This window comes from Aquimarina latercula DSM 2041, assembly GCF_000430645.1.
GTDB classification, from domain to species: Bacteria; Bacteroidota; Bacteroidia; order Flavobacteriales; family Flavobacteriaceae; genus Aquimarina; species Aquimarina latercula.
This window is the reverse complement of record NZ_KE387185.1, coordinates 1,247,652-1,272,943: the sequence shown is the minus strand read 5'-3', so window position 1 is coordinate 1,272,943 and position 25,292 is coordinate 1,247,652. Positions and strand designations below refer to the sequence as shown.

The 25,292-nt window shown below is 34.0% G+C and carries 17 protein-coding genes; 7 read left to right on the top strand and 10 right to left on the bottom strand.

Annotation, left to right across the window (positions count from 1 at the left end; genetic code table 11):
- Positions 1 to 10 precede the first annotated feature (10 nt).
- From H526_RS0123515 to H526_RS0123505, 3 genes are read right to left on the bottom strand one after another with little or no spacing between them, the layout of a single operon-like run.
- Positions 11 to 1,027 carry a (R,R)-butanediol dehydrogenase gene (locus H526_RS0123515; protein WP_027395204.1) on the bottom strand — a complete coding sequence of 339 codons (1,017 nt, stop codon included), beginning with the start codon at positions 1,025 to 1,027 and terminating at the stop codon, positions 11 to 13.
- Positions 1,028 to 1,040: 13 nt separating this feature from the next.
- Positions 1,041 to 2,321, bottom strand: coding sequence for a glycoside hydrolase family 117 protein (locus tag H526_RS29990; protein ID WP_051336302.1), 1,281 nt, complete (start codon positions 2,319 to 2,321; stop codon positions 1,041 to 1,043).
- Between the two features lie 40 nt (positions 2,322 to 2,361).
- Positions 2,362 to 4,902, bottom strand: coding sequence for a glycoside hydrolase family 2 TIM barrel-domain containing protein (locus H526_RS0123505; RefSeq protein ID WP_027395203.1), 2,541 nt, complete (start codon positions 4,900 to 4,902; stop codon positions 2,362 to 2,364).
- Between the two features lie 295 nt (positions 4,903 to 5,197).
- Here H526_RS0123505 and H526_RS29985 point away from each other — a divergent pair, with 295 nt between their 5' ends.
- The 6 genes from H526_RS29985 to H526_RS0123475 all read left to right on the top strand — a co-directional run bounded on the left by H526_RS29985 (position 5,198) and on the right by H526_RS0123475 (position 11,748).
- On the top strand, positions 5,198 to 6,808 hold the full coding sequence (locus tag H526_RS29985) for a tetratricopeptide repeat protein (RefSeq protein WP_051336301.1): 1,611 nt from the start codon (positions 5,198 to 5,200) through the stop codon (positions 6,806 to 6,808).
- A gap of 92 nt (positions 6,809 to 6,900) precedes the next feature.
- Entirely contained in the window at positions 6,901 to 8,031 is a 1,131-nt protein-coding gene (locus tag H526_RS0123495) for a Zn-dependent alcohol dehydrogenase (protein ID WP_027395202.1), read from the top strand.
- A gap of 8 nt (positions 8,032 to 8,039) precedes the next feature.
- On the top strand, positions 8,040 to 8,852 hold the full coding sequence (locus H526_RS0123490) for an alpha/beta hydrolase (protein WP_027395201.1): 813 nt from the start codon (positions 8,040 to 8,042) through the stop codon (positions 8,850 to 8,852).
- 91 nt (positions 8,853 to 8,943) lie between these two features.
- A complete protein-coding gene (locus tag H526_RS0123485) occupies positions 8,944 to 10,101 on the top strand; it encodes a cytochrome P450 (protein WP_027395200.1) in 1,158 nt (385 codons plus the stop codon).
- Between the two features lie 35 nt (positions 10,102 to 10,136).
- On the top strand, positions 10,137 to 10,445 hold the full coding sequence (locus tag H526_RS0123480) for a 2Fe-2S iron-sulfur cluster-binding protein (protein ID WP_027395199.1): 309 nt from the start codon (positions 10,137 to 10,139) through the stop codon (positions 10,443 to 10,445).
- A 43-nt stretch (positions 10,446 to 10,488) separates the two neighbouring features.
- Complete coding sequence (locus H526_RS0123475; protein WP_027395198.1) at positions 10,489 to 11,748, top strand: NAD(P)/FAD-dependent oxidoreductase; 1,260 nt, start codon at positions 10,489 to 10,491, stop codon at positions 11,746 to 11,748.
- A 19-nt stretch (positions 11,749 to 11,767) separates the two neighbouring features.
- Here the strand turns inward: H526_RS0123475 and H526_RS0123470 are convergent, their stop codons facing one another.
- A complete protein-coding gene (locus H526_RS0123470) occupies positions 11,768 to 12,661 on the bottom strand; it encodes an AraC family transcriptional regulator (protein ID WP_035086310.1) in 894 nt (297 codons plus the stop codon).
- A 166-nt stretch (positions 12,662 to 12,827) separates the two neighbouring features.
- Between H526_RS0123470 and H526_RS0123465 the strand changes: the two genes are divergently transcribed.
- Complete coding sequence (locus H526_RS0123465) at positions 12,828 to 15,125, top strand: FdhF/YdeP family oxidoreductase (protein ID WP_027395196.1); 2,298 nt, start codon at positions 12,828 to 12,830, stop codon at positions 15,123 to 15,125.
- 39 nt (positions 15,126 to 15,164) lie between these two features.
- Here the strand turns inward: H526_RS0123465 and H526_RS0123460 are convergent, their stop codons facing one another.
- The 6 genes from H526_RS0123460 to H526_RS0123435 all read right to left on the bottom strand — a co-directional run bounded on the left by H526_RS0123460 (position 15,165) and on the right by H526_RS0123435 (position 25,287).
- Entirely contained in the window at positions 15,165 to 16,529 is a 1,365-nt protein-coding gene (locus tag H526_RS0123460; RefSeq protein WP_027395195.1) for a c-type cytochrome domain-containing protein, read from the bottom strand.
- Positions 16,530 to 16,604: 75 nt separating this feature from the next.
- Entirely contained in the window at positions 16,605 to 17,717 is a 1,113-nt protein-coding gene (locus H526_RS0123455; RefSeq protein ID WP_035086309.1) for an NHL repeat-containing protein, read from the bottom strand.
- Positions 17,718 to 17,728: 11 nt separating this feature from the next.
- Positions 17,729 to 19,234: a DUF1501 domain-containing protein gene (locus tag H526_RS0123450; protein WP_027395193.1), complete on the bottom strand. Its 1,506-nt coding sequence runs from the start codon at positions 19,232 to 19,234 to the stop codon at positions 17,729 to 17,731.
- Between the two features lie 7 nt (positions 19,235 to 19,241).
- The gene (locus tag H526_RS0123445) at positions 19,242 to 22,472 is read right to left on the bottom strand and encodes a DUF1553 domain-containing protein (protein WP_027395192.1); all 3,231 of its coding nucleotides are present in this window, start codon (positions 22,470 to 22,472) and stop codon (positions 19,242 to 19,244) included.
- Positions 22,473 to 23,195: 723 nt separating this feature from the next.
- Positions 23,196 to 24,224: a LacI family DNA-binding transcriptional regulator gene (locus tag H526_RS0123440; protein ID WP_027395191.1), complete on the bottom strand. Its 1,029-nt coding sequence runs from the start codon at positions 24,222 to 24,224 to the stop codon at positions 23,196 to 23,198.
- Between the two features lie 31 nt (positions 24,225 to 24,255).
- Entirely contained in the window at positions 24,256 to 25,287 is a 1,032-nt protein-coding gene (locus H526_RS0123435; protein ID WP_027395190.1) for a UDP-glucose--hexose-1-phosphate uridylyltransferase, read from the bottom strand.
- Positions 25,288 to 25,292 lie beyond the last annotated feature (5 nt).

The following is a 25,292-nucleotide window of genomic DNA, read 5'->3' as shown; positions in this document are numbered from 1 at the left end:
GTGGTTAATTTTATTGTTGGCAATCCATTAATACCTTAAGTCCATCAGGATTGTTATCTATATTTTCAAAAACTTCTTGAATTTTGGTTAAGGGTTGAACATCGGTAATTAGTTCTTCAAAAGGAAGTTCATTGGCTGTTATCAATTGAATTGCTTTTTCGTAATCTTCTTTTTCGTAAACTCTTGCTCCTATGAGTTTTAGTTCTTTCCAAAAAAACTTAAACAAATTCACTGGTTTTGGTTCTCCATGGATAGCTACCATAACAATTCTTCCTCTTATACCAGCCACTTCCGTCATTACATCCAACGCTGGTTGAACGCCTGCTACTTCAAATACCACGTCTGCTAATCGACCTTCAGTATTACTTCTTACATAAGCTACCAAGTCGACTTCCACAGGATTCACTGTATCAAAACCTAATTCTTTTGCCTTCACTATACGAACTGGATTTACTTCCGAAATAATAACATTTGCACCAGCATCTTTGGCTACCATTGCGACTAATAACCCAATAGGTCCTCCTCCTAAAACAATAGCAGTTTCTCCTTCGTTTAGTTCACTCAAACGAACATCATGTACCGCTACCGATAATGGTTCTATCAATGCCGCTAATTTTAGATCGGTCTCTTCTTTTAATTTATGTAATGTAAAAGCAGGTACGTTCCAAAACTGTTGCATAGAACCAGAACTGTCAATCCCAATAAACTTAAGCTCTTCACAGATATGATTAAAACCTTTATCTGAAGGTTTTACTGCGCGATCATCTAATGGTCTTACCACAATCTTATCACCTAATTCGTATCCTGTTACTCCTTCACCAATAGCATCAATAGTACCTGACATTTCATGACCTATTGTTTCTGGAATATTTACTCTTTTATCCATCATACCATGATAGATATGCACATCGGTTCCACATACTCCAGAATATGCTACTTTGATACGAACTTCTCCTTCTTTAGGTACTGCTACCTCCTTATCAATTACACTAAAGGTTTTATTGCCTTTATATATCGTTGCTTTCAATTTTGTCTACTTATTAATTATCTTTTTGCTTGTCTTTTTTCTTTTCCCCATCTGGCGCTTTAGCCCCTTGTGCTACATGCGATGTTTTTCGATAAGAGTCAAAACGCATAATACTCTGGTAGTTCCAACTATTATACATGTGAGATAATCCCCAATCAAAAATTGCAGTTGGATTGTCTGTTGTAGCTTCAATAGTTCTATTCAGACCAATAGCATGAGGCATATTTGCTCCTTTTACAGCACCACGAATCTCAAAATTGATCCCATCTGGTGACCATTGGAATGTATTTCGTTCGGGTCCATCCGTAGTAATCAAAGAAGCTATTCCACCATCTACTGGCCATACACATATTTCATGTCCAGAATTGGAAATAGGATTGTATTTAGATTTTACGTAAGGCCCTTTTGGATTATCTGCTACAGCAACACCATGTCGAATCTGACGTCCTCCATATAATATTTCTTCTCCCATTTGCTCTCCTTTGTAATACAAATAGAATTTTCCTTTGTAAGGAAGAATACAAGGGTCATGAACTTTATGCGAATCAAAATCTCCTTTCTTTTCTACCATAAAGCGATTTTGTTCTTCCCCTTTCCAAATACCATTATCAGCTGGTTTTAGAACAGGTTCTTTACTTTTTGTCCAAGGACCAAAAGGAGATGAAGACCGTGCTAAACCAACTTCATTTTTGGTACGAACATCATATGGTGACTTGATGGTTTGGTAACATAGATAATACATCCCATCCCATTCCATAATTTCTACCGTAAAAATGGATCTATCGTCATAAGATCCTTTCTCTCCTAAAGGAACGGCAGCTTCTTTATCTTCTTTCCAAGTCCATCCATCTTCGGAGGTTGCATGCCATACGGTGCAACGATCCCAAGGAAAAACTTTATCGTTTTCAATATCCCCACCAAATCCATCTGTTGGACCCACACTTTTTGAATACCAAACATGATACAACCCATCTACTTTAATGATTGCGGAAGGATCTCTACGAACAACACCTTCTTCATAAGCTAAATCGCCTTTCAACGGTTTCATTGGATTGAAAACTCGATACCAGTCATTCTCAAAATACTTCCACTGAAGTGCTCTTTTTGAAGCTGCGCTTAAGTATTCTTTATTGGTGATTCCAAAGCGATCTAATTTCTCTGGAGATACATCAAGTACAGTTTCACAAGGCTTATTTTTTTCCTCTTCCACAATTTCTTGTTTGTCAGGTTGATTGCAACCGATAACAAGTACAGTTGCTAATAAATGAAATACGATTTTATGATTTAGCTTCATATGATATATGCTATGGTTAGATACTGTAAAGTACAAGAATCTACTTAATATTTATGGTTAACTTATTACTGGTTAGCTTTTCTGATGTAGCAGATATTGTGATATCTCCTTTATCTTTTTGGGACTGAATAAGAAGTAAACATTTTCCGTTATTGGTTTTAACTGAATTTGATTTATAATCCTGAACACTAAAAGCAGATCCATTATCTACCCCCAGTATGCTAACATTTCCATCCACAAAAAACATTATCTTATCTTCTATATTTTTAACAGGATTTCCGTCAACATCTTCCAATTGTGCAATTATGTGAGCGACACTATATCCATCCGATTGCATCACGGTTTTATCAGTTATTAGTTTAATATTTTTGGGTTCACCAGTAGTTTTTACTGTCTTGATTTCTTCAATCTCGCCATCTTTTTTTCCAATGATTTTTAGTTCTCCTTTCTGGAAAGGAATGATCCATTTATAGATTCTATCTTCGAAATCTTCTAGTTTTTTTGTCTTGTAACTTTGTTCATTGACACATAACTCTACCTCATCATAATTAGAATACACTTCTATGACTACTTTTTGCCGATCTTCATAATTCCAATGTTCATTTACATCGTGCCATACCCATAAAGCTTTTTTCCAAGCTCCTTTTTCTTTTTCTACTGGCTCTCCTGTTTTTTCGTCTTCCTTAAAGATTGATTTTTCTAGTTTTTGTGTTGCTACATAAATATGAGGTTCATCATTCCAAAGGGTTTTCATCATATGATAGGATGGTTTTTCGAATCCCGCAACATCTAACATCCCGCTTGGCGTTGCTTTTCTTGGCCATTGCCCATTAGATTCTCCCATATAGTCAATTCCTGTCCACAAGAATGTCCCGGAGATGAATGGACGATCCTCAACAGCCTTCCACTCATGCCATTGCACTAAGTTTTCAGTTCCCATAATAGGCTTGTCGGGGTAATTCCTATGTCCATAGTCATACAGTACTCTTCTATAACTATATCCTACAACATCAAGTTCATCAGCATAACCAGACAGATGACTAGCAGAAGGTAAAATACAATTAGCTGTTATATATCTTGTGGTATCTAATTCTCTAGTCCACGCTGCTAGTTTCTTAGCTGTTTTTCCAATATCATATTTCCCACGTGGAAGTGTTTCCAATTTTTCTTTAATCTGTGCTGTAGAATGTGGGGGTTCCTCCCAAAAGTAGTTTCCGCTCCAGTCCATATTATTAAAAAAGCCAGTTGCATCGGCATTCCTAGGGTATGTCCATTCTATTTCATTTCCTATACTCCATTGAAAAATTGAAGGATGATTTCTATGTGCCAATATGGTATTTTTAAGATCTTTTTCTGCCCACTCCTGAAAATATTCTGTATAACCACGAGTGATATCATCCACGCTTCTTTCATTCATGTTCAATCTTTTATCTTTGGGATTGTCCCATTCGTCAAAAAATTCGTCTTGTACTAAAAATCCCATTTCATCACATAGCTCCAAAAATTCCTCTGATCCTGGATTATGTGAAATTCTTATCGCATTACAACCTGCTTCTTTTAATTTCTGCAATCTTCTTCTCCAAACGTCCTTCGGTACAGCAGCTCCAACAATACCTCCATCGTGATGTAAACAAACCCCTTTTATTTTGGTATGCTCTTTATTTAAAAAGAAACCTTTATCTGCATCAAATTCAATCTCGCGAGCACCAAATTTTATAGTATTCTTATCTACAATATTGTTATTCTGAACAATGGAAACAACAGCTTTATACAATCTTGGGGAATCTAGTTTCCATAGATAAGGATTGGATATTTCGATGGTACTTTCAATCTTCAAATCATTCTGGGAATCTATGCTCTTGGATTCACTGAATTCAGAAACCATATCACCTTTATCATCATAAATTTTAATCATTAGATCAAACTTTTGATCTTCTGTAAATTTATTTTTTATGGAAGAAGCAATTTTCACTACTGCTTTTTCATCTGTAATCTTGGGAGTAGTTATAAAGATTCCCCAAACCGGAATATGCAAATTGTTCTTTCGAATTAGTTTTACATTTCTATATATACCGGAACCAGTATACCATCTGCTGTCCACATATTTCTTGCGATTGACATCAACTTTAAGTTGGTTTTTTCCTGTAGTCGTGTTTAAATCATCTGTGATATCGAAATAAAAAGGAGAATACCCGTAAGGATGAAAACCTAATAATTTATCATTCAGATAAAACTTACTATTATTATAAACTCCATCGAATAATAGATAAGTAGTAGTTTCTTTTTTTTCACTTATAATAAATTCCTTCCTATACGAACCTTTTCCTCCAGGCAAATATCCAGTGGCTCCTTCTCCCTTATCTGCATCAAAAGAAAAATCTACACTCCAATCGTGTGGAATGCTGATTTTTGTCCAATTATCATATTGTTCAGTATCATATATTCCAGTATTTTCTACTAATTTAAACTCCCAATGTTGATTAAAATCGTGATTACCGATTTCTGAATAATTTTGAGCATTCGATGAGAAAAAACCAAGAATAACGCTAATTTTAAGAATAGATCTTAAAGCCTTCTTCATAATTATAAAAATTAAGGTTCGACAAATATCACATATACATCAGAATCTTGATTTAAAACACACTAGACATAAACTGAACAAGTGGTATTTTAGGTTGAAAAGTACTAGACAAAAACACTATTTTTGCCTAGACCTCTTAAAACACAACTTTAATGCTTCTATATTTTTGTTACTTTATGTGAATTACGTAAAGTATTCGGGCTTTAATAAAGAATATGCCAGTAAACAAAGAAGAAATAAAATAATATTTCAATTATAACCCAAAAGCGCCTTAAGCTTACTTGATGAAAAAGTTATGTTTAAAAGAACCCCAATTTCAATAATTTTTATAACGTTTTGCGTTAGTATCTCATGGTCGCAACAACTATATAAGCAAAATCAATATCTCGAAAAAGCTAGAGAAAACAGGTTTGTAAACTTTGAAAAAGCTGTGCATAACTATGAAAAAAGTATTGAGTTTTTTACGTTCAAAAAAGACACGTTCAATTTAATCAATAGCATCAACGAGCTTTCTGAATTGTATGGACATAATCTTAATTATGGAAAAGCGTATGATGGTTATTGGAAAGCATTATTTCTTGCGGAAAATAGTAATGATTCATTCTCCAAATCCAGAGTATATCAATCTCTTGGATGGCTATATAGTTTTTATAATCGAAACACAAAGGCATTAGAAAATTTTGGTAATGCTCTTACTATTAGCAAAGAGCTTTCTTCTCAAAAAGGTTTTAGCATAGATTACACCATTAGTGACTACTTTTCTATAGCCAACTTTTACCGATATAATAAAGACTATGAGACTGCAAGAACTTATCTCGACAGTTGCTATTTATATTTTAAGGCTAAAAATGAAGGAATTCGAAACTATTTTTTAGAATCAGAAAGAGGTTTTCTATTAGCAAATGAAGGGCAATTTGAAAAGGCTGAAGAAATACTTTTAAAATCACAAGAATATTTTAAAGAAAATAACGAATCTTATTTAGTGATTATTCATTACTTTCTTGCTAGATTATATCATCTTAAAAAAGACTACAAGCAAAGTAAATTTCATTATAACAAATCACTTGAGGTATCCTATGTACATAATAGTCATATGAACTACCAAATTATTAATCACAAAGAAGTATCCCAATTATACTATGACTCTAAAGATTACCAACGTGCATTTTCTCATATCAAGGAAGCTATTGATCTAGAAAACAAAATATTTGGTATTAATAGTAAAAACAATGAGTACTTATTTGAAATTAAAGATCAATATCGATTACAAAAGGAAAAGCAAGAAAAAATCCTTAAAGAGCAGCGTTTATCTGAATTAGAGAGTAGACAAAAAATATCTCTGCTTAGTGCTTCACTATTATTTGTCACACTTTTCTTTTTAATTATTGTTGGCGTTATGACCTTTAAAAATTTAAAAAGAAAACACAAGAGAGAACAACGCTTATTAAAACAAAAACAACGATTGAAGCTAAATGAAAGTAAAAAAGCAATAGAACTAAAAAATAAAGAATTAGCGAAATCAGCTCTTCAGCTTATCGAAAAAGATGAATTTATTGTTGGCTTGAAAAATTCATTAGCAGAAAATAAAGATAATTTAAATTTAAACTCTGTAAATAAAATCATTAAATCCATTCAATCCGGAATGGGAAGTAACTGGAAAGAGTTCGAAGCAAGGTTTATCAATATAAACCAAGGTTTTTATAAAAATTTAAAATCTAACTTTCCAACATTAACCCAAACGGATCTAAAAATATGTGCCTTGATAAAACTGAACTTTTCAAGTAAAGATATGGCTTCATTACTTGGCATATCAGTAGAAAGTGTTCATACTTCCAGATATAGATTGCGTAAAAAGTTACATCTCGAAAGAAATGACAACTTGGTGGAATTTATATCTAATTATTGATTGAGAATATATAATACAATCAATTGCTAAAACAGTTTAATAATTAGCATTTACTAAACGCTAATTTGCAGCTAACAATTATACTTTTAGAAATGTTAGCAAAAGCAGCGATTACTAATGGAAATGGAAATTTCTCTATTGAAGATATAAGAATACATAAACCAGAAGGTGATGAAGTTGTTGTAAAAATAATGGCAGCAGGGGTGTGTCATACCGATTATGATTCTCTGCATTGGGGTAGACCAGTTATATTAGGTCATGAAGGTGCTGGAATTGTAACCGATATTGGACCTAACGTAACCTCTATTTTACCAGGAGATCATGTAATTCTTAACTGGGCAATTCCTTGTGGAACTTGCTTTCAATGTCAAGAACAAAATCAACACATTTGTGAGAATAATTCTCCAGTAGTTGCGGGAGACGCATTACCAGATGGAGAAGTTTCAGAAGGACATGCAAGATTAGAGAGTACTACTTTTAATAATAAAGGCATCGAACGCTCTTTCAATATTGGTACCTTATCCACACATACCGTTGTAAGAGAACAAGCTGTCGTAAAATATCAAACCGAAATTCCTTTCAGTTCTGCATCTATTGTTAGTTGTGGAGTAATGACTGGATATGGTTCTGCTGTAAATACCGCAAAAGTAACTCCTGGATCGACTGTAGCTGTTATTGGAACTGGTGGCGTAGGTCTTAATGTAATTCAGGGAGCTAAAATATCCGGAGCAGCTAAAATTGTAGCTATAGACATTAATGAAACAAGATTAGAAATGGCAAAGCAATTTGGTGCTACTCATTTTGTATTAGCAAAAAAATCTGATAAAGGGTTAAAAAAAGCTACTATAAAAGTTAAAGAGATTGTGGGCAAAAGAGGTGCCGATTTTGCATTTGAATGCACCGCTATACCAGAATTAGGTGCTGCACCTCTAGGAATGATTCGTAATGCTGGAACTGCAGTTCAGGTAAGTGGTATCGAACAAGAAGTAACAATCGATATGCAATTATTCGAATGGGATAAAATATATATCAATCCGTTATATGGTAAATGCAGACCCCATATCGACTTTCCTAAGATTTTGGAGCTCTATGATAAAGGCGATTTATTATTAGATGAAATGGTAACCTCAACCTACAAATTCGAAGAATTACAACAAGCTTTTGATGATATGCTAGCCGGAAAAAATGCGAAAGGTGTCATTGTTTTTGAAGCATTAAAATAAAAATTGATATGCCATCAAAATTTAGAACAACAGAAATATCAGATCCTCGCTTTGAAGCCAATCACCTAAGGCACATTACAGTAAAAAGTGGTTATCTTAAACAAAGAGGAGATATTACCGTATATGTACCTTCGGGTAAAAATCTGAAAGATTTACCGATAACTATTTTATTGCATGGTGTTTATGGAAGTCATTGGATTTGGTCGCAGAAAACTGGTATTCATTTAAAAATGGAATCCTGGATTCAAAACGGTGAAATAGAACCCATGATTATCGCAATGCCATCAGATGGATTATGGGGTGATGGTAGCGGATATCTTCTGCATACACATGCTGATTATGAGAAATGGATTACCGAGGATGTTATAAATGCTGTTATAGAATTGATCCCACAAGCTAGTGCCGACTCAAAATTATGTATAGCTGGTCTATCCATGGGAGGATTTGGTGCTTTGCGATTAGGAATCAAAAACCATCAAAAATTTGATGCAGTATCTGGATTATCCACTATAACAATACTAGAAGAAATGAAACTTTTTGTAGAAGAATCCTTGAATGCATATTCTCAAGAAGAGAAAGAAAATGAATCTATCTATCAAACCATCTTAACCTATAAAGAACACCTTCCTAAACTAAGGTTTGATTGTGGTGTAGATGACCTCCTAATTGAAGGTAATCGAAAATTACATCATCAATTAAAAGAATTAAAAATAGCGCACACCTATCAAGAACATCTTGGAAAACATGAATGGAGCTATTGGGAAACTCATATAAAAGACACCATATTTTTTTTCAATAATGTCCTTCATACTTCTAAATAGAATATGTTAAAATAGTTTAATTATTTATCAAAATAAGCTAACTACCTACAAACGTATCTCACTTACTTTGTTTCACTAAATAATTCATCTTATGAAGAATAGTAAATTTTCTGATCCTTTTGACAAAGCTCGACAAGAAAAAGGATATGGCGAAATGAATGATCAGGATGATCCTGTTACTATGGTATTACGCCTTAAAGATGTTAGAAAATGTGCTCATAATTGGAAAACATATCAGTCTGGAGCTGTTCCAGGACGAATTGTAATTCCATCAGAAGTTAATATCCGAGATACACGTCAAATTCCATTTGAAGTAGACCCTCCAATGCACAAAACCTATAGAGATCTTATTGAAGATTGGTTTAAAAGACCTCTACTTCCAGATTATCAAGCTGAATTGGCTAACATCATTGAAGATATAGTTGATGAAGCAGTTACTAAGGATGGTTCTGTAGAAGTTGTAGAAGAATTTGCTTTATGCTTACAATCAAGAGCCTTAACACTATTGCTTAATATTCCACATGAAGAATCTAAAACTTGGATCTCTTGGGGAACACATGTATTTAGAAGTGAAGGCAGCGCATTAGATAGTAGCAAGGCAAACATCTTATATGATTATATAGATGCGCAAATTGAAAAGGCAATAAGAAATCCGGGTAACGACCTATACTCTATTTTATTAAACTCAGAGATCGACAATAGAAAACTCACAAAAGAAGAAGTAAAGGGAGTTATGATCCTAACCTTTGCCGGAGGAAGAGATACAGTAATTAATTCCATCACAAATACGATCGCCTATTTTGCTGAACATAAAGAGTCTTTACAATTATTGAAAGATGATTCTGAGATCATTGGCAAAGCTGTAGAAGAGTTGATACGATATTTTGCGCCATTAACACAAATGGGAAGAGTAGCTACTCAAGATGCAGCAGTTTGCGAACACGCTGTAAAAAAAGATGCTCGTATTTCTTTATGTTGGGCATCGGCTAATAGAGATGAAACGGTATTTGAAAATCCAAATGAAGTAGTACTGGACAGAAAAATCAATCCTCACGTAAGTTTTGGATTTAGTCATCACAAATGCTTAGGAGCCACACATGCTCGTCAAATAATGAAAATACTCTTACAAGTCTTAACTAAAAAAGTAGCTTCTATAAATATTATTGACGCTCAAGAAAATATCGAGGAGCTTGGAGAATTTAAAAGAAAAGTAGGTTTTAATAGCTTAATTGTAACGTTTAACAAATAACTCTCTTTTCAAAAAAATAATTAAAAAATATAAGTATGCCTAAAATAACTTTTATCACTAGTGAAAACGAAACCATTTCGGTAGAAGGAACTTCAGGATCTGTAATGCAGCTAGCTGTTGATAATGATATCAAAGGAATTGACGGAGATTGCGGTGGTGTTTGTTCTTGCGCTACCTGTCATGTATTTATTCATCCAGATCATTTCGAAAAAACAGGTGCTCCTGGAGAGATCGAAAAGGATATGTTAGAACTAGATGACAATGCAAACGAATTCAGCCGATTGTGTTGTCAATTAGAAATTCATGATAGTTTGGACGGATTGATAGTCACAGTAGCCCAATAAACTTATAACAACCTGTCCTACATTAATTACCTCAATTATTACTATGCCTAACGAAAACACAAAAGCTCCAATATGTTTGGTTATTGGAGCAAGTCATGCGGGAATTAATTTTGCATTTTCTCTTAGAAAAGAAGGATGGACTGGTTCTATAATTATATTCGACAAGGATCCAGAAACTCCTTATCATCGACCTCCATTGTCGAAATCCTATTTAACCTCAGCAGAAGAGGCAAATAATAATTTATTAAAGTCATTGGAGAGCTATGAAAAAGAAAATATTACGCTATATCTCAATATTTCCGTAAAGAAAATTGATCGTATTCATAAAACTATTATTACAGAAGATGGGGCAATACATCAATATGACAAGCTTGTAATTGCTACAGGTGCACGACCGCTAATACCCCCTATTAAAGGTTTAGAACAAGCAACCGAAGTACATACTCTTAGAACGGCTAATAATGCTACTACGATTCGCAGGAAAGTAAAAGAGGATGCAAACAAAAGAGTACTCATTGTTGGTGGAGGATATATCGGATTAGAGATTGCTGCCTCCTTAAGAAAACTTGGAACTTCTGTTACTCTTTTAGAACGCGAATCCAGAATATTAGCGAGAGTAACATCACCTGAAATGAGTCAATTTTTTTATGATGTACATACACTAAATGGAGTTCAAATTCATACCAACAAAAATGTTTCTTCAATTACATCTAAAGGCGATACAAACATCATCAACTGTAATGACAACAATTCATATGAAGCCGAATTAATTATATTAGGTACTGGAGTTATTGTAAATACTGAGCTAGCAAAAGATGCAGGAATAGAAATTGAAAAGGGTATAAAAGTAAATCAAGCTTGCCAAACAAACGATAAAGATATATATGCCATTGGAGATTGTGCGTTTCATCACAACCCTCATTATAATCGTTTTATACGTCTAGAGTCTGTACAAAATGCCGTAGATCAAGCAAAAATTGCAGCAGCTTCAATCTGCGGAAAAGAAGTAGTTTATAATTCGATCCCATGGTTTTGGTCAGATCAATATGATATTAAACTACAAATGATAGGCTTACCTTTTGATTGCAATGAAGCAATTATTAGAAATGAAGAGGAAACCACTTATAAATTTTCCATTTGGTACTTTCTTAATGATGAATTATTGGCAGTAGATGCTATCAATAATGCGAAAGCATATGTGTTAGGCACTAAATCCATTAAGGAACACTTAAAAATCAATAAAACCAATCTTAGGGATTCTTCTTTAAAGCTAAACCTTGCAAATCTAATCTTAAAAAAATAAAAAACACTTTAAAAAACCACTATCCATCTTTAGCAGATTTCCGTAGCGTATAAGGTGATATCTTTTCTATTTTTTTAAACTGTCTATTAAAATAAGGAACAGAATTATATCCACATTCAAAAGCAATTTCTTTGATTGGCATATCTGTATTAATCAATAATTTTTTGGCAAAATCTATTCGTATTTTATTTAAGTAATTGGTAAAGGTAAAGGTAGTTTCACTTTTAAAATATCTGCAAAAAGCAGATACCGTCATGTTTACCATTTCAGCACACTTTTCTAGAGAGACCTCTTGTTTATAATGTTCCATTATAAATTCGTGAACTTTTAAAATCCTATTTGATTTAAAATAGAAACTATTTTTCAAATAATTTTCTGATGCTAACACCTGATATCCTGAAAGATTAATGAGATCCAGTATTTTAATTAGTTTTAGCAATTGATCTAAAGGAGAAAGCTTTGGAATTTCTTGAAGCAACTCAGCAATCTTGGTTCTATGCTTTCCAATAATTTTAATACCTCGTTCGGATGCCTGAAGCACTTTACGAACTCCTTTGAGTTCAGGCACATCCACAAAATGAGATCCAAAAATATCTTTTCGAAATTGAACGTAAATAGATTCACAGTACTCTTCAGAACTCTCCTCTAGAAATCGGGCATCCGGAATCCATGCATGAGGTAAATACCCCCCAAGCAAAACCAAATCTCCTACTTCAAAATCTTCACCATGATCTGCTACTAATCGTTTACCTTGCCCATTAACAATCAATAATAATTCAAATTCGGGATGATAATGCCAGTTACCACTAAAATAAGGTTGTTTGTACACTCCTGTATGAAAAGAAGCGTGTTGCGAAGTTTCTATTTTTTCTAGTGAAACTTCTATTTTAGGATGTTCTGAAACTGGTTTCAATACGACAATAAAAATTAACTTATTGCAAAAATAGTGTAATTACTATTCTCAACCATCCCTTACCTTTGTGAAATCGATATACCGGAACTATTTATTTTTACAAATAGATTATTTATTATACTGATAATTGTATCTTCCATTTCATTAATTTCTTCATTTCACAAAAATGGCTAATTCCAAACGAAATATTTCTATCACTGGATCTACTGAGTTTTCTGATTTAACAGTAAAAGAACCTTCTACTTATGCTGCTGGAACTAAGGCTGTAAAAGTAGCCCTACAACATGCTTTTAAAGAAATGGGTGTTGTGAAATCATTAAAAGGACTTGCTCAGATGAATCAAAAAGAGGGTTTCGATTGTCCTGGTTGTGCATGGCCAGATCCTGATAAACCTTCTAAAGTTGCAGAATATTGTGAAAACGGTGCAAAAGCATTAGCAGAAGAAGCAACCAATAAAAAAGTAGATGCTGCTTTTTTTAAAAAATATTCCGTGGAAGAAATTTCACAATGGACCGATTATCAAATCGGGAAAAGTGGACGGATTACAGAACCCATGGTTTTATATCCAGATAGTATACATTATCAACCGATTAGCTGGGAGAAAGCTTACGCACTTGTTGCTGAACACTTACATCAACTTAAAAATCCTAATGAAGCCATCTTTTATACCTCTGGAAGATCCAGTAACGAAGCTGCTTTTTTATATGGACTTTTTATACGTGCTTTTGGCACTAATAATATGCCGGATTGCTCCAACATGTGTCATGAATCTAGTGGCGTAGCACTTAGTGAAACTTTAGGTATTGGTAAAGGTTCCGTTACACTAGATGATTTCGAAAAAGCAGAAGTTGTTTTAGTTATTGGACAAAATCCTGGAACTAATCATCCTAGAATGCTGTCGGCATTGCAAAAATGCAAAGAACAACGTGGAAAAGTAATCAGTATCAATCCACTTGAAGAAGCAGGGCTTATTCGATTTAAAAATCCTCAGGAAGTAAAAGGTCTTATTGCGGGAGGAGAAGCACTAACCGATATTCATTTGCAAGTAAAGATCAATCAGGATGTAGCATTATTAAAAGCTATTCTTATCAAACTTGCTGTATTAGATCAACAAACAAAAAAAGTGTTTGATCATAAGTTTATCCAAACTTACACGCAAGGATATGAGTCATTTTTGGAACATCTGCAAAATTTTGACGAACAAGAAATGATCAAACAATCAGGAGTATCATCTTCTTTAGTCGACCAAGTGGTGGAACTATTAGCCCATAAAAATAAGATTATTATTTGTTGGGCTATGGGACTTACTCAACATAAAAATGGTGTAGACAACATTAAAGAATGTGTGAATCTATTATTGTTGAAAGGAAGTTTGGGTAAACCCGGTGCAGGAACATGTCCTGTTAGAGGGCACAGTAATGTACAAGGAGATCGATCTGTAGGAATTATACATCATGCATCTCCAGCTTTTAATAATGCTGTAGAAAATGTCTTTGGTTTTACACCACCTACTAAAGCAGGACTTGATACTGTACATTCTATAAAAGCAATGCATGAAGGAAAAGCAAAAGTATTTTTTGCGTTGGGCGGAAACTTTGTATCTGCTGTTTCGGATACAAAGTATGCTGCAGATGCTTTACAAAATTGTGAGTTAACTGTGCAAGTAAGCACGAAACTAAACCGCACCCATACTACGGCTGGGAAAACAGCATTAATACTGCCAACTCTAGGAAGATCTGAATTTGACCTAAAAGATGGGAAAACACGATTTTTTACCGTAGAAAATAGTATGGGAAAGGTACATAGATCAAAAGGAATGCTATCTCCTGCTTCAGATAATCTTAAAAGCGAACCCGAAATCATCGGCGGCATTGCAGATGCTTATTTTAAAGGAAATCATCCCGTAGATTGGCTACCATTAAGCGAAGATTATACATCCATAAGAGCAAAACTACAAGAAGTTATTGCTGGTTTTAAAGGAATAGAAGAAAAATCTAAAGGATCAGGCTTTTATCTTCCTAATAATGTTCGTGAATTAGATTTTAGCAAATTACCTAATGGAAAAGCTCAATTTAGTAATTGTTCTGTACCAGATCATCAGTTACAAGAAGATGAATTTTTAATGATGACTATTCGCTCTCACGACCAATTTAATACCACAATTTACGGCATGAATGATCGCTATCGAGGTATTTTTAATGAAAGAAGAGTTGTTTTAATGAATCCTAAGGACATTGAGAAGTTTCATCTAGTTCCTTTAGAAATTGTTGATCTTACTAGCAACTATGACAATGTTCCTAGGAAAGCAGAAAACTTTAAGATAATCTCCTATAATATCCCACAAGGAAATATTGCTACGTATTTTCCAGAGACTAATATCCTAGTTCCCTATAACCATTACGCTGATAAAAGTAATACTCCCATTAGTAAGTCTGTAGTGATTAAAATATTGAAGAAAGAATAATGTAAAAATATAGGATCTATTTTAAGTGAATTTAATTTTTCACAAAACTACTTTCTTATTTATGCTATCTTCTTTTTTAACAGAAGTGTTCCATAGGTATATTTTTACTAGTTTTTTGAACTTAGAAATGTGTTCAATACTTTTATTCGTTATTAAAGAATTACTATGCAAGTTTATGCTTTCTAATTGCTCTAAACTAGTTAGATATTGAATACCTATATCAGAGATGTTATTTTGTTGCAAAGCAAGCTTTTGTAAACCTCTAAAACTACCAATTACTTTAAGGTCTGTATCTGAAATTCCTTGGGAAGGTAGTGATAGCCAAACAATATTATCTTTGATCTTTGAAAGTTCTTCCAGAATTTCATTTACCACCTCTGCATCTAATTCTTTCGTGTTTTTAGGTAATATAGAAACATCATACCTATTTGTTTCTGATACAATTTCCCTTATGTTCACACCTTTTTGTAGTAAGCTTACTATAATTTCCTTTGATACTGGTGAAGCTACACTCATCATTGCCCCGGCAGAATGATCATCTCCGAATTGAAGTTGTTCTATTAATAATTTTTTAATTTCTTCTGGAGTATCTACCGTTCCTATTGTTGCTGTAAAATCCGCTTGACAATTATCTATCCAATACTCAATTATTTTTATCTCTTCTTTAGTTAAAGGAGTTTTTCCTTCAGGCGGCATGAATTCTTTGTCATCAGGATCTAAATGAACTCTTTTAATCAACTCTGATTGATCGCTATTACCTGCAACTAAGGCAACACCACTTTTTCCTCCATTTAGAATTGAAACCTGATCCGCAAATGAAAGGCCTCCTTTTTTCTTGGAAGAATTATGACAACTCAAACACTTATTATCCAGAATAGGATGAACGACATGAGCAAATAGTTGTGCCTCTTCAATAGAGTTTATGTTAAGTGCCTCCTTATTTTCTTTTTCACTAAAAGGTAAATAGGCTGTTAAATAATCCGAACCATGAGTTAGATGACCTCCATAGTGTCCGGTAATATTTAATAACAAAACAATAAAAGTAAGTGTAGCTATATTTAATCTAACAGATTCTCTTACAATGTTTCTAGCTCGTTTCGTTTTCAATACACAGGCGAGAACAGCTATAACTGTAGTTGCTATACCAAACCAAAAATGTTTATCCAAAGCCTCACCTTCATAATCGCCACTTAATGACAACATATATCCCAATACACAAGCAATAATAGCACTGAATGCTCCAAAAAATAAGGCTAATGGTACAGCTTCTTTCAATAGCTCTTTTTTCTGGTATTTCGCTACTATTTCTAGTATAAATGCAAAAAATAAAAACCCAATTGGTAAGTGTACTACTAGTGGATGAAATCTTCCAAAAAACAAAACAAAATCAGATACTTCGTTCATGAATATTCTTATATATTTTTATTACCATAGCTCCCAAACCCAACTTCATCGTTTGAGAATATTATTTTACTTTTCTTAAACTCTTTCCAATTTTAATGGAGGTGTACCATTTGCATTCCATTGACCGATATATAGGTTCTTATCCTCATCAATGCACACATCATGACCGTGCAAAATTGGCTTATGCTCAAGCTGATATGATTTCTGTAATTCTCCATTTACATATGAAGGTTTTGTCCCTCCTGGATTAGATACAACTTTATCATCTTCTAAAATGGTTACAAAACCGGTATGATCTTTCCAGGTAGTTTGCCCAACTTCAGGTTGCGACCAACAAACACCTGCATATAAATTTTGATCATCAAAAACAGGTCTACAGACTTGCATATTCGGTAAATGCAACGTTTTCACATATTTCCCTTCTAATGTGAACCACTTAAAAGATTCTTCATTTCTAGATGTACATACTACCAGTGGGTTTGATGCATCACGATAATCTATAGCCACTCCATGAGCATTATCTAATCTATAATTTGGATCCTCATTTTGTTTACCACCCCAATGTTTTATATACTTTCCATTAGCATCGTATTGGATGATATAATCCATTCCATATCCATCTGCTACATAAATATCTCCATTAGGTGCTATTGCAGTTTCGGTAGGACAAAAATGATCTCCAGGTTTATAAATTCCAATAGTTTGAGGATGTCCAATATCAAAAATTACTTTCCCATCGGTTGTAGTTTTTGTCACTCTCCCATTATGATGTATCCATTTCCCATTTTTATCCAGAAACCATCCGGAATCCGTAAGAAATAATACATCTTCTCCTCCTTCATCAAACAAAGTAAGACCGTGTCCTCCTGGATATGACGTACCCCAATAATCCAAAAGCTTCCCTGATTTATCAAAAATCAAAATATTATTATCTGTATGATCTCCCATCATTATTAATCTGCCTTTGCTATCTATTTGCATTTCGTGACAGTTAAGAATTGGATTCCTTACCGCACTAACATCTGCCCAATCTCTAACAATTTTGTATTGATAATCTCCATGACCTATAATATCGCCCATTTTTGAAGTGCTCTTTTTATTTATATGAAAAGCAGGAGCAGTTATTGCACCAGCGCTTAATAAGGCCGTATTCTTAATAAATTTTCGTCTTGAATTTTCTTTATCCATAAAAGGAAAAATTAACTTAGTATATCTTTTACTATATGTCCATGCACATCCGTTAATCTGAATCTTCTTCCTTGGTATTTATAGGTTAATCGTTCATGATCAATCCCGAAAAGATGAAGTAATGTAGCCTGGAAATCGTGTGTATGCACTGGATCTTTAATCACATTATAACTGAAATCATCAGTCTCACCGAAGGTGATTCCAGGTTTTACACCTGCTCCTGCCATAAACATGGTAAATGCTTTAGGGTGATGATCACGACCATAATCTGTAGCAGTAAGCTTTCCTTGTGAGTATACTGTGCGTCCAAATTCTCCACCCCAAATCAACAAAGTATCTTCAAACATACCTCGTTGTTTCAGGTCTTTGATCAAGGCAGCATTTGCTTGATCCGTTTTTCGGGCATTTCCTAAAACCCCTTTAGGGCAACCGATATGCTGATCCCAACCTTGATGATATAACTGTACAAATTTGACTCCTTTTTCTAGCAATTTCCTTCCTAAAAGACAATTTGCAGCATACGTACCTGGATCGCGACTATCTTTTCCATACATATCGAAAATATACTCCGGTTCATCACTCATATCAGTCACTTCAGGTATCGATGTTTGCATACGGAAAGCCATCTCGTATTGAGACATTCTAGCATTAATTTCTGGATCTCCATAAAAACTATGTTGTACTTCGTTCAATTTTCCTAAATAATCCAACATATTCCTTCTGTTATGGCCATCATAATTTTCAGGATCTGTGAGATACAATACGGGATCTTTACCGCTTCTAAATTGTACTCCTTGATGTTCTGTAGGCAGAAAACCATTTCCCCAAAGTCGAGCATATAGCGGTTGTCCTCCTCCGTTTTTTGAAACTAAGGTGATAAATGTGGGTAAGTTTTCATTATCAGAACCTAAACCATAACTAATCCACGAACCTATAGAAGGTCTTCCTGGCTGTTGACTACCTGTTTGAAAAAAGGTAATTGCAGGATCATGATTAATCGCATCGGTTTGCATGGATTTTATAAAGCAGATATCATCCACTACTTCTGACAAATATGGCATGGCGCTACTCACCCAAGCTCTGGACTCGCCATATTGTTTAAAATCTATAATAGATGGGGCAATGGGTAAAGAGGTTTGATCAGCACTCATACCCGTAAGTCGTTGTCCTTTTCTTACTGAATCTGGTAATTCTTGACCAAATAAATCTTTTAGTTTTGGTTTATAATCAAAAAGTTCAATTTGTGAAGGACCACCACTCTGAAACAAATAGATAGCTCTCTTTGCTTTTGGAACATGATGTGGCAATCCTAAATCATTTCTGTTAAACATTCCTAAATCTGGCTGAACGTTATTTTTAACAGCGCTCCAAGCCTTATCGGTATTTAGAAGAGAACCTAAAGCCAAAGCACCAAAACCTAAAGATGTTTTGGTTAGAAAAGCTCTTCTATCCATCATTTTTTCTACTTGCTGTAGATCTTTATTATCAGATCGTAAGGTATCGTGGTGATTGCACATAATCGTCTTATCTTTTAGTTATGGCGGCATCAGAATTCATAATGGTACTTGCTACTACAGCATTTGCCGCGATCATCGATAGGTTATCATCTCGATCAAAAGCAAAATCTCCAGATGCCAACCAGCCTTTCGCTTTTAAAATATCACTGTTAAACCTATCATATTCTTCCTGTTGAAGAGCAACTAATAACTGTAACTCCTTTTGAGATATCTGTCTTCCTGTTAATCGGATATAGATATCTTTAATACCTTCTTCAATTGAATCAAAAGCCGTCATATTTTTACCCATTACTTTGGAAGCTTCAATGTATGTAGGATCATTTAGCAATACCAAAGCTTGCAAAGGAGTATTAGTTTCTTGTCTGCGAGTCATACATATTTCTCTGGTCGAAGCATCGAATGTTGCAATGGTAGGATTGGGAGCGGTTCTTTTCCAGATAGTGTATAAACTTCTTCTGTATAACCTATCTCCAGCATCTCTTTTGTAAGGTAAGTGTGTCATTTTCCAAAGTCCTTTTGGTTGGTATGGTTTTACACTTTCGCCTCCTATTTTTGCATTCAACAATCCACTTGCTACTAATGCATTGTCACGAAGCATTTCCCCAGACAACCGTTTAGATGGTCCTCGAGCCAATAATGAATTATCAGGGTCCATCTCTCTTAATTCCTCAGAAACATTAGAATCTTGCTGATAGGTTTGAGACATCACAATCTGTTTATTTAGTGCTTTTAGGTCCCATCCAGACTCTATAAAACTAGTAGCTAGCCAATCCAGTAACTCAGGATGTGTTGGTAGGCTTCCTTGATTACCAAAATCTTCAGAGGTTTCTACAATTCCTTTTCCGAAAAAATTCTGCCAATATCTATTTACAGCAACTCTAGCAGTTAATGGATGTTTGGAGTCTGTTAGCCACTTAGCTAAGCCTAATCTATTTTTCGGTAAATCTTCTGACATTGCTGGTAAACTATTTGGAGTATTCGAAAAGACTTCTTCTCCATGAGCATCGTATTGTCCTCTTTCTAATAGATAGGTTTTTCTGATTCCTGGAGAATCTTTCATCACCATGATCTCTTTAATATTATCTGCGTTATCTGCCTGCATGGTTCGAACTTCTTGAAGCGACGAAATTGCTTCTCGCGTTGGAATGGATTTTGCGGACAAATAGTAGTCGGTAAGCAGTTTTTTATCTGTATCTGAGAGTTCTTTGGATGTTTTTGAAATTAAAGGCTTTAAAAGCTTAGTATCAGAAAGTTTTAAAACTTCCAAAGGAGTTAACTCTTTGGTAAATACTTTTAAGTCATCTACGATTGCTCCTGCAATCCCTTTACCGCGCCATCTGGCTCCGATTTGTAAACCAGGTTCTATGGGTTCAGGATAGATATAATCCTCTAAATCATGGAATATAATATCTTTATATAAGTTGTCTATTTCTATATTAGTTTGCATATGCTCTCCATTCATATACAACTTTAATCCGCTAGCTTTACTAGATCCATCATAAGTAATTGTTAATTGAATCCACTGATCCCTTGGTACTTCTTTAATCGTTTTTTCTACGATAGCGTTATCTGGCCACACGTGTGCTAATAACAACTCAAAAGTATTATCTTTTGTAATCGACAGATGATAACCACGGTAGCTATGCAATCTTGTTCCTTGTGCTTTATGAAAAATTACTCCTTCTTTGAGGTCCTTTGGAATAAAAACTCGTATCCCAATACTGAAATTCTCACTTCTCTGAAACACTCCCACTTTATCTAAATCTAACCACGCATCACCATCAAACTGAAGTCCTTTTCCTTTATATCCTTTTTTCAGAACAATTTTTTGATTTCCAGCAAACTGAGTTTTCATTTCTGTTTTATCTCGATAATTTAAATTGTTACGTAAAGAAGAATTCTCAAAATCATAATATGCCACCAGATGTTTCGAATCTGTAAATGAATCTCCTTGATACTTTTCATTAGCAATCCACTGATCTGCTTCTTCCTTTTCGCTGTATACAACTTCTTTTATTTTATTTTGAGAGTTTTTTACAAGATCATTGATGTATGCCATCATTTGTTCTTCTTCTTGGGTGGGAAGTAACATGGTAGGAACTGGCATTGACCAATCCCACGGGATTTGACCAGATTCATTTACCTGATTAAAAAAACTGAATAATTCAAAGTAGTTTTTTTGGGAAATCGGATCATATTTATGATCATGGCATTTAGCACAAGTAACGGTTAATCCCATGATCCCTTGTCCAACCACATTGGTTCTATCCGAAACATACTCTATTCTAAATTCTTCATCTATAATACCACCTTCTAAATTCTGTGGATGCAGCCTGTTAAAACCAGTGGCTAAAATTTGGTCTTTTGTAGGGTTTTCTAATAAATCACCTGCTAACTGCCACGTAATAAATTGATCATAAGGTATATTTTCATTAAACGAATTAATAACCCAATCTCTCCAAGGGCTCATATCCCGATAACGATCTACAAAATATCCGTGTGTATCTGCATATCTTGCCAAATCTAACCAATCGATTGCCATCTTTTCTCCATAATGTTCTGAAGCCAAAAGTCTATCAACTTGTTTTTCGTAGGCATTGGGACTTGAATCATTCAAAAAATCAAACAATTCCTCTTTGGTTGGTGGTAGACCAGTAAGATCCAAAGAGACTCTTCGTAATAACAACTCTTTACTAGCTTTTTTTGATAGATTTAAATTGTTCTCCGATAGTTTTTTGATGACAAAATGATCTATCGGATTTTTTTCTGAGGTTTTATTTTCTATCTCAGGTTTGCTTGGAGTGATAAAAGCCCAATGATCCTTATATTCTGCTCCTTCTTCTATCCACCTAATCAAAATTGCTTTTTCTTCAGGAGAGAGTTTCAAATAAGATTCTGGAGTAGGCATGACCAGTGTAGGGTCTTCAGATAAAATTCTATGAAAAACTTCTGATTTTTTTAAGTTCCCAGGATCTATAGCAAACTTGCTAGGTGATTCTGGTAATTCGAGAAAAGCAGTTTCCTCGGAATGTAATTGTAAACCAGCAGAGATCTTCGCTTTATCCGGACCATGACATGCAAAACATTTGTCTGAAAGAATTGGCTTTACATGGGTGTTATAATCTATAGTCTTAGGAAGTCTCTCATATGCATCCCCTACTTTCTCTGGCAATGAGGGCTTACAACCGGTATAGATATTCAAAAGAACCAATATTATTAAAAAATAACCTTTTTTCATTTTTTATTAATTATTCCACAACATTATTGAAACAAAACTACTATATCATCAATTTTAAATTGAATACATCAACTGAACAAAAACTATACAATCACTGTTTTAAAACTAAACCGATATGTAGAAATCAGTGAAAATCTCATCAATTTGTAAGAAAAATTAAATAAAATAAGACGTCTATATAATCTAGTTTTTGGTCAAAGCTTTTTACCGAGAAGTATTGAAAAACAAAACGAAAGGCCTTTATTTCCAAGAAGAAATTGTGATTAATTATTTATTGGCGATCCTACACATTTTCTTTTTGTATAGTTTTTGTCCAGTCTATTTTTTTTAACAGGTTAGAGAACTTTGTAATTTTCAATTTTTAATAAATAACACAACCTCAACTTTTATGATTTGTATTTCTAATTATGGAAAATCGTCTTGTGCAGATGTAAAAGCTTTGAATAGTGCTAATTATAGATAAAATGAAAAAAGCTTATTCTTTAATAGAACTAAAAGCTTTAAAACAAGTTGTTCTATTGGAAATTTAGACACTAATTTATGAACTCTAAAGTTAAAAGTCCGATTATTTTATTCATATTGAGATATAGTGAGACAAGTTCGTTTAAGCATCTTGTAAAATAAAAAAACAATAATCTTATAAGTACGGTCCTCAACATGGAGATATAAACAAAACAGTTTATTGGCTGGTCAATAGCCATAGAAATGGAATAGATTGATGTGCTACTTAAATTTTGTAGAACTTCTTTCTATTAGATAAGTTTCCAGTACTGTAGTTTCAAAGGTAATGGCTTCCTTCTGGTTGTCTTCTAATCTACTAATTATATTACTAGCAGCTACTTTTCCAAGTTCTACCGCTCTTTGATCTATAGTTGTCAATGGAGGATTACTATTACCCGCAAGAATTCCATCAGTAAAACCAATAACAGAAACATCTTCGGGAACTCTAAGACCCGCTCCAATTAACAAATTCATTGTGTAAATTCCAGAAAGTTCATCAGCTGCAACGATACCGTCCACTTTATTTTCATTAAGAAACTCTGAGAAGTTATCTGTGAATTTTTGGTAATTTTCAATAATCAAAACCTTAGGTTTTCCTTTTCTTTTTAATATGTCTTTTAATGCTTTTTCATATCCATTAACCCTATCTAATCCAACACTTGTGTGATGAATTGGAGTAACAAAAACAATATTTTTGCACCCAGATTTGATTAATTTTTCGGTAGCGATATAAGAAGATTGAAAATCGTTAATAACAACTTTATCGCAGTAGACTTTATCTGTTACTCTATCAAACATTGATATAGGTAATCCTTTATCAATAACACTTTGTAAATGCTTATAATTTTCTTTTACAAAAGTCTCTTTAGATATCGATATGATAAACCCATCAACACTACCGTTTGCAAGCATTTCTATACTTTTCACTTCCTTTTCAAAAGATTCATCAGAGATACAGGTAATAATATTGTATCCTTTATCCGTTGCTTCTTTTTCAATACCGGATAATACTTTGGCAAAAAAATGTGCCAAAATATTAGGAATGATCACTCCTATTACTCTCGTTTTTCTCTCTTTTAGGTTTTTGGCAGTTATGTTTGGTCTATAATTGTAAAATTCTGCCAGCTTTTTGATTTTATTTTTGGTCTTTATACTAATCTCAGGATTATCAGCTAGTGCTTTAGACACAGTGGAAACCGAAAAATTCGACAGCTCTGCAAGTTTTTTTAATGTCATCATTTGATTACTCATATCTCACTTTTTATCGACCACTGAAAGAAAATTATTGAATGGTATAATGCAACGTTGATAAGGATTTTAAAGTTCCTGCTGCTTGCTCTGCCGTAATATCGCGTTGTGGATCTGCAAACATCTCATAACCTACCATAAACTTTTTTACAGTTGCTGATCTTAATAATGGAGGATAAAAAGACATATGAAAGTGCCATTCTTCATGAAGGCCTCCATCTGTTGGTGCTTGATGAATTCCTGCAGAATATGGAAAACTACAATTGAATAAATTATCATATCTAATTGTCAAATCCTTTATTATTTGTGCAAACGAAGCTATTTCCTCTTCATTTAGCTCTTTAATACTTCGTTTATGTTCTTTTGGTAATATCATAGCTTCATAAGGCCAAATCGCCCAATACGGTACCAGAGAAACGAAGTGATCATTTTCTAAAATTATTCTTTCTCTAGTCTCTAATTCTTGTTTTAAGTAGGCTTTTAGTAAACTTTGATTCTTATCAAGCCAATACTTCTTCATTTGCTCTGTTTTCTTAGAAACTTCTAGCGGGATAGACTCCTGAGCCCATATTTGCCCATGAGGATGCGGATTACTGCACCCCATGACATCTCCTTTATTCTCAAATATTTGAATATGATTAATATATGACACCTCACTTAATTCCTCGTATTCTCTTTTCCATAGCTTAACAACATTCTGAATCTCTTCCACCTTCATTATGGGTAATGTCAAAGAATGATCAGGAGAAAAGCAAACTACTTTACAAATCCCTCTTTCAGACATTCCCTTCAGCAACCCTTCAGAAAAAACCTCTTTTGGAGTTTCAGACAACAATGCAGAAAAGTCATTTACAAAACTATAAGGTTCATCATATTGCGGATTTGTAGCTCCGCTTGCTCTGGTATTTCCTGGACACAGATAGCAATTAGGATCGTAAGAAGGTCTCTTGGCTATGGATTGTTTTTCTTCTTTTCCTTGCCATGGCCTTTTGGTACGATGAGGAGATACTAAAACCCATTCTCCTGTTAGTATGTTATATCTTCTATGAGGATTTTCGTTAATCATGTGAT